General features: G+C 39.3%; 7 protein-coding genes, 1 tRNA gene and 1 pseudogene. 2 read left to right on the top strand and 7 right to left on the bottom strand.

Translation table 11 applies throughout. The features are described from left to right. Position 1: 1 nt before the first annotated feature. From mfd to K5G00_RS22995, 4 genes are all read right to left on the bottom strand, one after another. On the bottom strand, positions 2-3,346 hold the full coding sequence (gene mfd / locus K5G00_RS23010; RefSeq protein WP_238768818.1) for a transcription-repair coupling factor: 3,345 nt from the start codon (positions 3,344-3,346) through the stop codon (positions 2-4). 72 nt (positions 3,347-3,418) lie between these two features. Continuing rightward, positions 3,419-4,765, bottom strand: a complete 1,347-nt coding sequence (locus K5G00_RS23005) for a dihydroorotase (RefSeq protein ID WP_238768817.1) — start codon at positions 4,763-4,765, stop codon at positions 3,419-3,421. Positions 4,766-5,046: 281 nt separating this feature from the next. Beyond that, entirely contained in the window at positions 5,047-5,862 is an 816-nt protein-coding gene (locus K5G00_RS23000; protein WP_238768816.1) for an N-acetylmuramic acid 6-phosphate etherase, read from the bottom strand. Positions 5,863-5,874: 12 nt separating this feature from the next. Continuing rightward, on the bottom strand, positions 5,875-6,714 hold the full coding sequence (locus K5G00_RS22995) for an ATPase (RefSeq protein WP_238768815.1): 840 nt from the start codon (positions 6,712-6,714) through the stop codon (positions 5,875-5,877). A gap of 118 nt (positions 6,715-6,832) precedes the next feature. Here K5G00_RS22995 and K5G00_RS22990 point away from each other — a divergent pair, with 118 nt between their 5' ends. Both K5G00_RS22990 and K5G00_RS22985 read left to right on the top strand, forming a co-directional pair. Beyond that, positions 6,833-8,338: a glycoside hydrolase family 10 protein gene (locus K5G00_RS22990; RefSeq protein ID WP_238768814.1), complete on the top strand. Its 1,506-nt coding sequence runs from the start codon at positions 6,833-6,835 to the stop codon at positions 8,336-8,338. A 48-nt stretch (positions 8,339-8,386) separates the two neighbouring features. Further along, positions 8,387-8,459 (top strand) — tRNA-Lys (locus K5G00_RS22985). 172 nt (positions 8,460-8,631) lie between these two features. On the opposite strand, the gene K5G00_RS22980 is transcribed toward K5G00_RS22985, so the two are convergent. From K5G00_RS22980 to K5G00_RS22970, 3 genes and pseudogenes are all read right to left on the bottom strand, one after another. Continuing rightward, positions 8,632-10,518, bottom strand: coding sequence for a sulfatase-like hydrolase/transferase (locus tag K5G00_RS22980; RefSeq protein ID WP_238768813.1), 1,887 nt, complete (start codon positions 10,516-10,518; stop codon positions 8,632-8,634). A gap of 75 nt (positions 10,519-10,593) precedes the next feature. Then, positions 10,594-13,134, bottom strand: a complete 2,541-nt coding sequence (locus tag K5G00_RS22975; RefSeq protein ID WP_238768812.1) for a sugar-binding domain-containing protein — start codon at positions 13,132-13,134, stop codon at positions 10,594-10,596. Between the two features lie 68 nt (positions 13,135-13,202). Continuing rightward, positions 13,203-13,396, bottom strand: a pseudogene (locus K5G00_RS22970) (hypothetical protein); the annotation flags it as partial.

Raw genomic sequence — 13,396 nt, 5'->3', positions numbered from 1 at the left:
TTTAACGTTTAATTTCATCAATAATTCTCTGAAGGTAAAAAGCTGCTGTTTCAATATTCGGAACGTTCGAAAATGTAAGCTTTAATTTCTGGTCACTTTCTTTCATTTTCCCATCCAGTTTTCTTTTTTGAATAAACTGAACAATTTGAATAAATGCATCGGACCGGTAAAATGCGGATTGCTGGTCGGAAACAAAATGACAGATCATTTTTTTATTTTTTAGGATAATTTTTTCCATTCCTAAATCTATCGCTTTCCATCTCAGACTAACAACTCCCAACAATTCAGAACTTTCCTGTGGTAATTTTCCAAACCTGTCAATCAAATTATTTTCAAACTCTTTTAATTGTTCTTCGGTTTCAATATTATCCAGCTCGCGGTACAGCAACATTCGTTCTGAAGTTCCCGGGATATAATCTGCGGGGAAGAGTAATTCGAGATCGGTATCAATCTGGCAATCGTTAACAAACTTCACATTTAAAAATGCCTGTGTCTGTTTTGAATCCTCTTCGTCAAAAACTCCTTTGAACTCTTCCTGTTTTAATTCCTGGATAGCTTCATTCAAAATACGATGGTAGGTTTCAAAACCAATATCTGCAATAAAACCACTCTGTTCGGCCCCCAGCATATTTCCTGCACCACGGATATCCAGGTCCTGCATGGCAATGTTAAATCCGCTACCCAAATCAGAAAATTCTTCCAGAGCACGTAACCGTCGACGGGATTCGGCATTAATAGTTGAAAGCGGTGGTGCTATCAGGTAACAAAATGCTTTTTTGTTTGAGCGCCCTACTCTGCCCCGCAACTGGTGTAAGTCGCTTAATCCAAAATTCTGCGCCTGGTTTATAATAATGGTATTAGCATTCGGGATATCAAGTCCTGATTCAATAATCGTAGTTGCTATTAAAACATCAAACTTGCCGTTTATAAAGTCAAGCATTACTTTTTCCAGTTTCGGGCCATCCATTTGTCCGTGCCCCACCCCTGTTTTTATTCCCGGCACTATTCGTTTTAACGTTTCTTCAACTTCATAGATATTCTGAACCCGGTTGTGAATAAAAAATACCTGCCCGTTCCGCTCTACTTCGTAGGAAATTGCTTCACGAATTAACTGGTCATTAAATCCATGAACTTCGGTATGAATAGGATAACGATTTGGTGGCGGTGTTTGTATAATCGACAAATCACGGGCGCCCATCAAAGAAAACTGGAGAGTTCGCGGAATAGGAGTTGCCGTTAACGTAAGTGTATCAACATTTACTTTAAACTGTTTCAGTTTTTCTTTTACCGAGACTCCAAATTTCTGTTCTTCATCAATAATGAGCAAACCCAAATCTTTAAACTTCACATCTTTGCTCACGAGCCGGTGTGTTCCTATTATAACATCTATTTTCCCGTCCGCTAAATCTTTTAAGGTACTTTTTATTTCAGAAGTAGATTTCAAGCGGCTTACAAACTCAATTTTCGCAGGAAAATCCTCCAGCCTTTCAGAGAAAGTTTTGTAATGTTGTAATGCCAAAATTGTAGTGGGAACAAGCACTGCTACTTGTTTACTATCGGCAACAGCCTTAAATGCGGCACGAATTGCCACCTCGGTTTTTCCAAAGCCTACATCACCACAAACCAGGCGATCCATCGGCATGCTTTTTTGCATGTCTTCTTTTACCGCAATTGTAGCTTTTTCCTGGTCGGGAGTATCTTCATAAATAAATGAAGCCTCCAATTCGGTTTGTAAGTATGTGTCGTCTGAAAATGCAAATCCTTTTTCAGCTTTACGCTGGGCATATAACGCGATTAATTCCTTGGCAATATCTTTCACCTTCGCTTTGGTGCGGTTTTTCATTTTTTGCCACGCTCCGGTGCCCAGCTTATTTATTTTTGGTTCTGCTCCTTCTTTTCCCTTGTATTTTGAAATCCGGTGCAGCGAATGAATACTTACCAACAACGAATCATTGTCTTTGTAAACCAGACGAATTGCCTCCTGTATTTTTCCGTTTACCTCAGTTTTTACCAAACCGGCAAATTTTCCAATCCCGTGATCGATATGAACGACATAATCACCCGGATGAAGTTTGTTTAATTCTTTTAAAGAAATTGCCTCTCTCTCTGCTTTCCGGTTTTTTAACTTAAAACGGTGATAACGTTCAAAAATCTGATGATCTGTATAACAGCAAATTTTTAAGTCGTTATCCACAAATCCTTCATGTAAAACAAAGTTTACCGGCGTAAATTTGACATTAATGTCTGTATCGTGAAAAATAGCCGTTAAGCGCTCAATTTGTTTTTCATTTCCGGAAAGAATAAATATCTCATAACCATTTTTCCGATATTCAACCAGATTTTCTCCCAGCATATCGAAATTTTTATTAAAAACAGGTTGGCGCGAATTTGAAAATTCCAAAACAGAATCGGGTTCAAAAAACAGGTCGCTGCCAAAGTCGAAAACAGTTTCCTGCTGCAGTTGCTTCTTTAACTCGTCGCCGGTAATAACCTGTTCCAGAATATTTTCAACATCAGCCTTTGCCAATATTGTTTGCCGGTGAATTTCAGTAACGAAATCAAAAAACTGTTCCAAATTATTCCCGACAAAAATATTTTCATCATTTAAAAACTCAATCAGAGATATTCTTTGTCCCTCGATATTTGAGTTATGAATATTCGGAACAATTGTAATCCGTTTAAAAGAATCTTTTGAAATCTGGTTGTCGATATTAAAGCTGCGAATGGAATCAATTTCATCGCCAAAAAAATCTATACGATACGGATCATCGTGTGAAAATGAAAAAATATCGACAATACTACCTCGCACTGAAAATTGTCCGGGTTCATAAACAAAATCCACACGCTCAAAACCGTATTCAAATAAAAATTCGTTGATAAACTCAATTGAAATTTTATCACCTGTTGCTACTTGCAACGTATTTGTTTCAAGCCCTGCCTGTGAAATTACGGTTTCGATAACAGCCTCGGGATAAGTAACCAAAAAATAGGAATTCTCTTTATCCAATAACTTGTTCAGCACTTCGGTACGCTGAACAATATTTTCTTGTTCGGTTGAATCGTACTGAATGGAACGCTTGAATGAAGCAGGAAAAAAGAGAGTATTTTCGCCCCAACCGAGATTATTTAAATCGTCGTAAAAATAAGCGGCTTCTTCCCTGTCGTTCAGAAAAACGATAAAGTTCTTTTTTACTTGTCGAAAAAGACTGGCAAGTAAAGTCGTCTTAAAAGAGCCAATGCATCCCTGCAGGTAAATTTTTTCACCGGGGGGGGCAATTAGTTTTTTCTGAAGTTCGATAAAATTTTTGTGCCCCTTTAAATATGGAAGAAACTGCGCAGTTTCCAAAATTCAAATTTTGCGCAAATATAAATTAACTATGCTTTCAATAAAAAGAATTTTACAATTTTAAATAAATTGTTATTGTTTTATGAAGCCTACTCTGCGCCCCAATACATCATCTGTAATTTGTCCATTTTCAAACGTTAATATGCCATTAACAAAAGTTTTTACTACTTGATGAGTAAATTCACTCCCTTCAAACGGAGACCAACCACACTTATACAAGATATTTTCAGGAGAAACCACCCACGATTTATTTGGATCCACCAAAACCAAATCAGCAAAATAGCCTTCGCGAATATAACCGCGCCGATCTATCCTAAATAAATCAGCCGGGGAATGGCACATTTTCTGAATTACTTTTTCGACTGGAATAAACCCTTTTTTACTCATTTCGAGCATGGCCACCAAAGAATGTTGAACCAGTGGGCCTCCGGATGGTGCTTTAAAATAAGTATTGTTTTTTTCGCTAAATGTATGAGGAGCATGGTCGGTGGCAATTACATCCAATCTATCATCAAGCAACGCCTCCCAAAGTGCTTCCTTGTCGCTCTCACACTTAACAGATGGATTCCACTTTATTCTTGTGCCGTGAGTAATATAATCCCGCTCATCAAACCAAAGATGATGCACACAAACTTCCGCTGTAATATTTTTTTCAGTTACTTTTCCTGGCGAGAAAAGCTCCATCTCCTTTGCTGAGGACAGATGTAAGACATGCAAACGTGTATTAAATTTTGAAGCTAAACTTACTGCTTTTGATGAAGAAATATAACAAGCTTCGTCGCTGCGTATATGGCAATGACGTGAAATTGGTACATTCTCGCCATATCGTTGACGTGCTATTTCGCTGTTTTTACGAATGGTTGCTTCATCTTCGCAATGTGTTGCTACCAAAGTTGGTGCATTTTTAAAAATTTCAGATAATGTTTCTTCGTCGTCAACCAGCATATTTCCGGTGGAAGAACCCATAAAAACTTTTATTCCGCAAACAGTTGAAGGGTCTGTTTTTAATACCTCCTCCAAATTATTGTTGGTTGCCCCCATGTAAAACGAAAAATTAGCCGGAGAAACCAAGGCCGCCCTGTCGTATTTCTTTTGGAGCTCTTCCTGTGTAACCGATTGCGGATTGGTATTTGGCATTTCCATGTATGTTGTAACACCACCGGCCACAGCAGCCCTGCTCTCTGTAGCTATTTCGCCTTTGTGGGTTAGTCCGGGTTCACGAAAATGTACCTGATCATCAATAACGCCGGGGATAAGAAGCAAACCTTTAGCTTCAATAACTTCAACACCACTAAAATCAAAATCTACAGGAGGTACTTTCAAAAAAATCTTTTCTATCTTGTCTTCACCAATTAATACACTTCCCCTAAACTTTAATCCTTCATTAATAATCGTCGCATCTTTAATCAGTGTCTTCATCTTCTTTTTTTACAAAGTTAAGGGTTTCCTTTCTGAATGCAGCTGTTAAAAAAAGAAAAGGCTGTCCCCTGACAGCCTTTTTTGTCCCCTACACGGGAACTAACCTAAACCAACTAAACCTAATAAACCACAAACTTACCAGAACGGTAAGCCCGATGATTTTTCTTAAATATTGTTACTATTCCTTTATTTCAAATAAATATACAGAAATATTCTTACTGTATAGTTGACAAAGATATCAATTTTTTTCTTACTTGAATAACCAAAACTAAAAGACTTCTTTAAAGCTCTTTTGCTTTAAACTCATCAAGTACTTTTTGAACCGAGCCATGTAAAAGCAACAAACGTTTCGCCTTTGATTCAGCATATCCGAGCTCATCCGTAATCATTTTTGTACCTCTTTCAATCAGTTTTCGGTTTGTTAACTGCATGTTAATCATTTTATTTCCTTTCACTTTCCCCAGTTGAATCATCAACGCTGTGGTTATCATATTCAAAACCAGCTTTTGCGCAGTGCCTGATTTCATTCTGGTACTTCCGGTAACGAACTCAGGGCCAACAATAACTTCAATCGGTATGTCTACATTTTGAGCGAGAATCGTCTCTTTGTTACTTGTTATACATGCAGTTAAAATCTTGTTTTCTTTAGCTTTTTTTACGGCGCCAATTACATAGGGAGTTCTGCCCGAAGCTGCTATTCCAACTACAGTATCCAATTCATTGATTTTATACTCTTTTAATATCTTCCAGGAAAGATTCTCATCATCCTCCGCCGACTCAACAGCTTTCCTGATAGCCTGGTCTCCCCCTGCAATCAACCCAACCACCAAACCATAACCGACGCCGTAAGTTGGAGGAATCTCTGAAGCATCCAAAATTCCTAACCTCCCGCTGGTTCCGGCACCAACATAAAACAAGCGCCCGCCTTTTTTTACACGGGGAACAACTTCCGCAACCAATTTCTCAATTTGCGGAATAACTTTCCCTACCGCCGGTAAAACTTTTTTGTCTTCAGAATGAATTCCTTCCAGAAGCTCACGGATCGACATTTTCTCCAGATTATCGTAATTTGAGCTCGACTCAGTTATATTTACCATCTGATTTTTACTTTAATTTTTTGTGTGAAATTTTATCAATCCTTCCATCGGCTCCTGTAAAATAATTCCGGAATTAAGCTCATTCTTCAGCAAAACAGCCCTCAGAATATCTTCAAAATAAAATGCAACAGAACCAATAAAACAAACGGGATGTATCTGAAAGCCTGAATATTGAAAAACATTCCGAATTAAAAACTCTTCGAATGACTTTTCCACTAATTTTTTACAGTATCCATTCTGAATATTCTGATGGATGAAAGGAACAAACGAAGCCAAAAATCTATTGGGGCGTTCTTCTTTATACACTTTTTGAAGATAATCTGCGTATTGAAAAGGATAACTCTGACGAAATTTTTCCGTCAAAACCTCTGGCATCAAACCTTTTAAAAAATCGGACAGAATCTTCCTGCCCAAAACAACTCCTCCGCCTTCATCTCCTAATATAAATCCAAGAGGAGGAACGTGCTCAACGATTTTTTCTCCGTCGTATAAACACGAGTTTGAACCTGTTCCTAAAATACAGGCAAACCCTTTCTTATTTTGAAGTGTAGCCCGTGCAGCTGCAAACAAATCGCTGTTGGTTTCAATTGTTGCTCCGGGGAACAATACTTTCAATGCATCTTCAACGACTTTAGCGACCTCCGGGTTTACAATTCCTGCTCCGTAAAAGTGGATGCTTCTTACCCGCCCGGAGAGGTTAGGTAAAAGTTCCTGTTTTAATTCTTTTACAATGTCCTCCGTCGTCCGGAAATAAGGATTTATACCGTTGGTTAACAAAAATTCTGTTTTATTTTTATCAGAAATAAAACACCATTTCGTTTTAGTAGATCCGCTGTCTGCAATTAAAATCATACTTCAAAATTAGAAAAATTAACGTGTCAGACTTTTCATTTTAAGAAATCAGTAAAATGATTTTTTGCTATTTGGGTAATGTATACATTTGCTAAATTAAAAAATTGAATTTACCAAAATGCGATATTTACTGTTTCTTGTCACTTTCTTTCTGGTTTATCCCACCGAGACCCAGGTTTACTCACCCAAATTTGAATTCCGGGCTGTTTGGGTTGCCACAGTAAATAATATTGACTGGCCTTCAAAACCAGGACTTTCAACAGAGCAGCAAAAAAAGGAAATTACCGATATTTTAAACCTGCATCAGGATTTAGGAATGAACGCCATAATACTGCAAGTCCGCCCGGCAGCAGATGCATTTTATCTTTCAACCCTGGAACCCTGGTCGCGTTACCTTTCAGGAATACCCGGGCAAGCACCCGAGCCTTTTTATGATCCTTTAAAATTCTGGATCGACGAATGCCATAAACGAGGAATGGAACTCCACGCCTGGTTAAATCCATACCGGGTTGCACAAAAAGCAGATGAACCGTTGGCAGGAAACCACATTGCATTTGAACATCCGGAATGGATTTTAGAATACGGCAATAAACTCTATTTTGATCCCGGGTTACCACAAACACGCGAGTTTGTAACTTCGGTTGTAAAAGACATTGTTTTACGCTACGATGTGGATGCCATTCACTTTGATGACTATTTTTATCCTTACCCGCTTGCAGAAGAATTTCCAGATACTACTTCATTTAAAATATACAGTCGTGGTTTCTTTCTGAAAAATAAGGCCGACTGGCGACGCGAAAACGTAGACATTATTATAGAAATGCTCAACGACACCATTAAAGCTGTTAAACCGTGGGTGAAATTTGGGATCAGTCCTTTTGGCGTATGGCGCAACAAAGCAGATGATCCGCTTGGTTCAGACACCAAAGCAGGAGCAACCAATTACGACCATTTGTATGCCAACATTATAAAATGGCAGGAAAAAGGGTGGATCGACTATTGCCTGCCACAGGTATACTGGCAAATTGGTCACCCATTGGTGGATTTTGAATTGCTTGCCAACTGGTGGAAAAACCATGCATACAGGCGGGCGATGTACATTGGCCATGGTGTTTATAAAAGCGACCCGGCATCAACAATAAAAGAGTGGACTATGGCCGACGAACTGCCAAAACAAATACAAACACTTAGAAAAATCCGGGGAATTGGAGGTTCTGCATTTTACAGCAGCAAGCATTTCTTGCGCGATTTAATGGGATTCCAAGACAGCTTAAAAAACCACTTATACAAAACTACGGCGCTTGTACCACCCATGCCGTGGCTCGACAGTATTCCCCCACAACCGGTTGTAAAAATCAAAAAAAGAGGCAAAAAAATAAAATGGGAAGTTTGTGATACCAAAGACGAAATGAATACTCCTACAAGAATTCTGATTTATATCAATGAAAAAGGAACAAACCTGGATATAGATGATCCTAACTCTTTTATTTCAATTTTGAAGGGAGACGAATATCAATTTGAACGCCTTAACCGGAAAAAGAAAAAATACGAAATTCGTATTTCATTACTCGACCGTTTAAATAACGAAAGCGAACTGAGTAAACCGGTTGTACTAAAATTATAGCGAAAAATGTCTTTCTCAAAAAGAATATTGTAATTTTGCTTCACTAATCGGTCTGTAGCTCAGTTGGCAGAGCAGCTGACTCTTAATCAGCGGGTCCAGGGTTCGAATCCCTGCAGACCGACAAAAAAGCCTTATCCTATCCCCTCCCCTCATTGAATAACAGAAAAAAGATTTGTAAATCAATATAAAACATCAAAAAGAGCCTGCTTATAAAAAAACAAGCTCTTTAGTATCAAATTTAATTGGATTTGAAAGTGTTCGTTTTCAAAAAATTATTTTCAATATTCTTGAGGTCATTTATTTATTTCAACTTTATAACCACAATTTATTTGAGTTTGATCGAGGGCCATACCAATAAACATAGGGTATAACCAGTTTTGGTATCTCCCCCAAACATTCCCGGAGTAACGGGGCATAATTTCATTTTGAATTTCGGAGATTAAAGGAGCCGCCTTGTCTCCAATCAACCTCGTACTGATGGCTGCCTGCAAAACCATCGGTTCAAAATCGAGCTTTAACATTTTTGCCAGGGTATCCAACGCTTTTTCGTCATTCTGTCTTTTAATTTTTAATTCGGCTGCTTTTATCGCCACACTTTCAGCCTTATCATCAAGCAAAGAAGTAAGGATGTCATCTACCGCGGAAATGTCCCCGTCGAAAGCATCAAGTGCAACTACTGCCCAGTAGCGGACGGCACTGTCTTCATCTTTCAGATAAGGGATCAATTCTTTAACATCTTCTATTTTACCAACTTTTTGAGCCGCTTCCAGAATCCTTGCAAAATCCTGATCCGAGCAATCCCGTGCCATTTCAAAAACGCTGGTATGAGAATTTTTTGCTCTTTGCATCATTTCACCTTCGTTAAACAAACCGGTATCATGATGTTTTAGCATCCAGCTGTTCAGCTTTTCACTTAAATTGGCAACTACATCCTGTAAATTACTTTTGTCAATCAGGTTATTTTGTTCAAAAGGATCATTTTTAAGATCAAACAATTGTTCCGCGGGTTTCCGCCGGAGCATCTTTTGGGTGCCTTCAGGCAACTGCCCCAATTTCTCAAGCCGGTGTATTTCTTCATAACTCCCCGCTTTATGAAAAATAATTGCATTTTGAAAATAAGGCATCTGCGGCATAAAGTTCCTGACATAAATATACCGGCCATCACAGACAGAACGAGACATGTCATAACAATCATCCGCCCTGTCGCGGTAGCCATACGTATATTTTTTTGATTGACTTTTCTCTCCCAGAAAATTTTTACCTTCCATCATCTCCGGCACTTGTGCTCCGGCAAGAGAGATTACCGTTGGTGCAAAATCTACAAAGCCTACTATCTGATCTGTTTTTGGCGTATTGATATTAGAAACCAAGTACTTGTATTTTTCCGGCACATGAAGGACAAAAGGTACCTGCAGGCCCGAATTGTCCAGCCAGCGCTTGTGCCCCGGAAGACCATGTCCGTGATCAGAAAAAACAAAAATTATGGTGTTTTCCAGCAATCCGTCTTCTTCTAACTGTTCCAACAGATGAGCAACATCGTTGTCAAAAACAGAAAGCAAATCATACATGTGTGCCCATATTTTTCTCATTTTCGGACTGTCAGGAAGATAAGGAGGCAACTTTGCTTTGTCCGGATCGTGATGTTTTTTCAATTGCCCAGTATCCTCGCTACGCAAAGCATTAATCGGCCCTTCATGAGTAATCATAAAATTAAAAACGCTGAAAAACGGTTTTCCTTCCGGCCTGTTTCGCCAATGGGCTGTTTTGCTGCAATCGTCCCACCGCCCTTCAAAACTGAAGTTGTAATCTGTTTTTACGTTGTTTGAAGTGTAGTAACCGGCGCCCCTAAGAACTTCCGGCAATATTTTCATGTCTTCAGGAACAGGGATATCTGAACGTAAATTCTGAGTTCCCAAAGAAGGTGCATACATTCCCGTAATTAATGTTGTCCGGGCAGGGGCGCAAATCGGCGCATTGGAAAAAGCACGGAAAAAAATAATCCCCGATTTTGCCAGTTTATCAATATTTGGCGTAGTGGCGTATTTATCGCCATAACACCCATAAATGGGACTTAAATCTTCATGCGATATCCAAAGAATATTAGGCCTTTCTACCTGCGCTTCTGAATGAATACAAAACAGAAAGCTCATAAAAATTATAGTAAAAAAAGCATTTCTCATAATTGCAATTTTATTGATTGTTATTCATCAAAGTCATTTTTATCGTAACCATCCATTTCTACTTTGTTTTTTTAGCTAGAGGACGTCTATCGCTAACGTTTCCGATTTTTTTGTTCCTGAATGTGCCTTTATTTTTAAAACACCGGATTTATCTGTTGATTGTATCATCAACATCACTTTTCCCCGGAATGCCCTTCGTTCGTTCGTTTTATATTTTGAAAGATCGATTGGATCTCCGTTATCAATACCAATAATCCGCCCCGGGCCGTCAATTTCAAATTCGATATTGTCATCAGCCATTGGGCAAAAAGTGCTATTTTCATCTGTTATTTCCGCGCTGATAAAAACAACATCTGTCCGGTTCGCGCGAATTTTTGTTCTATCTGCCGAAAGTTTAATTTCTGCTGCTTTGCCCGCAGTTGTTTGTCTCTTTTCTGCAACAACTTTCCCATTTCGTTTGGCAACAGCCTTTATTGTTCCCGGCGTGTATGGAACCATCCAAACCAGTTGTTCATCTTCATATTTCTGCATGCCGAGAGATTTTCCATTCAAAAAAAGTTCCACTTCATTGCAATTGGTATATACTACTACCGGAATTTTTGTTTCCTCCTTTCCGGGATGTGTCCAGTGCGGTAGAATATGCACCATAGGCTCGGTTGTCCACATACTTTGGTACAAAAAGAAGTGGTCTTTTGGAAATCCGCAAATATCGATTACTCCAAAATTAGCAAATCGGCTTGGCCAGTCGTTTGTTTCGCCCAGATAATCAAAACTGCCCCAGCGAAACTGTCCCATTACAAAATCAAGATCGCGGGTACGCTGCCAGGCTTTTCTTGCGCTACTACGAACCGAAGCATTATCATAAGAAGATTGATAGTATAAATGCGGTTCATATTTATGGGTAATTTGAAGCGGGAATGCTTTGCCATCTTTATACCATGTTAAACATTTTTCTTCGGGAAAAACTTCTTTCTTCGCCAAATTAGGGATAGGATAAATCCGCTTTTCCAGTCCACGCATCGTTCCATCCCAGCTTTGTTTTTCCCACATCGCAGGGAAATCGCGCCGCCGCCACTGTGTTGTAGTGCGGTATACTCCGCGGGTTTGGTAAGTATGTGGAACTTCTGTACAAACCACCGGAATATCGGGCTCACGGGAATGAAAATCTTCCAGTACATTTTTTTCCTCACCATCACCATTGAACCCTTTTACATCCAGAAGAGAGGGTAGATTATCCCCTTTCATATTGCGGGTTGGATCGATACCTCCCTGTGTTACCGGTCGTGTTGGGTCACTCTGATGAAAAAAATCGACCAGTTGTCTTTGGGTTTCCCGGGTAGGCTTCCTTACCTCATTTCCGATGCTCCACATAATTACAGAAGGATGATTCCGGTCGCGCTTAATAAAATCCGCAGCGTCTGTCTTCCACCACTCTTCAAAATAAAGTCCGTAATCAGAGGCTGCTTTTTCTGTTTCCCAGCCATCCGTAAATTCATTCATCACCATCAGTCCAAGGCTGTCGCAAATGTTATAAAACGCGGGAGAAAAAGGGTTATGAGAAGTGCGTATGGCGTTACATCCCATTTCTTTCAATAGTTTTAAGCGGTATAACCAAACATCGTCGGGAACTGCAGCTCCTACTGCTCCTGCCGTATGATGATCACAGACTCCTTTTAGTTTTGTGACTTCCCCGTTTAATTTAAAACCCAAATTCGGATCAAACTCCAATTTTCGGAAGCCTACTTTTTGAATATTTTCATCCTTCAACTTTCCTCCCTGGTATACTTCTGTTTTTAATTTATACAAATAAGGATTTTCCGGCGACCAAAGATGTGGATTTTTAAGAATTCCACTCAGTTCAATAATATTGTCTCCTTTTTCTCCCGGTTTAAATTCGCTTGTTATGCCCGAAACTTTATTTCCTTCTTTATCAAACAATGTTAACTTAAGCTCCATTGTTTTTTTACTATTCCCTTCATTTACGATGCTAACAAAAGCATTATAAGCAGATTGGGCTCTGGTGACATCGGGCATCGTAACCCGCACCCCCCAATTTGCGATATGAACAGGATCCTTAATTTTTAGCCAAACATGCCGGTAAATTCCGGAACCGGTGTACCAACGTCCCGACAAGGGTTTGGAATGATCTACTTTTACGGCAATAATATTTTCCCCTTTTTTCAGATAATTAGTCAAATCATATTCAAAACTTACATAACCATTGGGCCGGTGACCAAGATGGTGACCATTAATCCAAACATCGCTGTTCATGTAAATGCCTTCAAAATAAATTTTCACCTGTTTCTTTTCCCATTCGGGCGACCAGAACAACGTTTTCCGGTACCAGCCAATTCCGGCCGGGAGGAAGCCCGACTGCCAATCACTTCCATTTTCCTGACTATATTCTCCTTCAATACTCCAATCATGAGGAAGATCCAGTACCCGCCAGTTTTCAGTTTTAGTTTCCGGCAATTCGCCATTTTTAACATCGCCTAAATGAAATTGCCAGTCGAAATCGATTTTTTGAGGCGAGGGAACTATCTCCGCCTGTTTTTTACAAGCCGATAAAAACAGGGGAATCAAGAACAACCAGAATAGCGATTTTTGCGGTCTCATTTTTATGTTTAGTTGATTTTTTATCTGAAAATTATAAAAAGCCGGCGTTAACTGTTCCATTTAGTAATTTACTTGATAATCGTTGGAGACTGAAAAGTAAACACTTCCGATTCAGTTCGTGCAGATTTCATCTGTTCCAGAAGTTCTTTTACAATCTCAGGATGTTTATCTGCCACATTGTGTTCCTCGCCAATATCTGTTGAAAGGTCGTACAATTCAGTGGTAGTTTGTTCGGGTTTTAAAACATTGTACTGTACCAGTT

The organism is Maribellus maritimus, assembly GCF_022267315.1.
Lineage (GTDB): Bacteria > Bacteroidota > Bacteroidia > Bacteroidales > Prolixibacteraceae > Draconibacterium > Draconibacterium maritimum.
The sequence above is the reverse complement of the archived record's forward strand: the minus strand, read 5'-3'. Positions and strand labels throughout refer to the sequence as shown.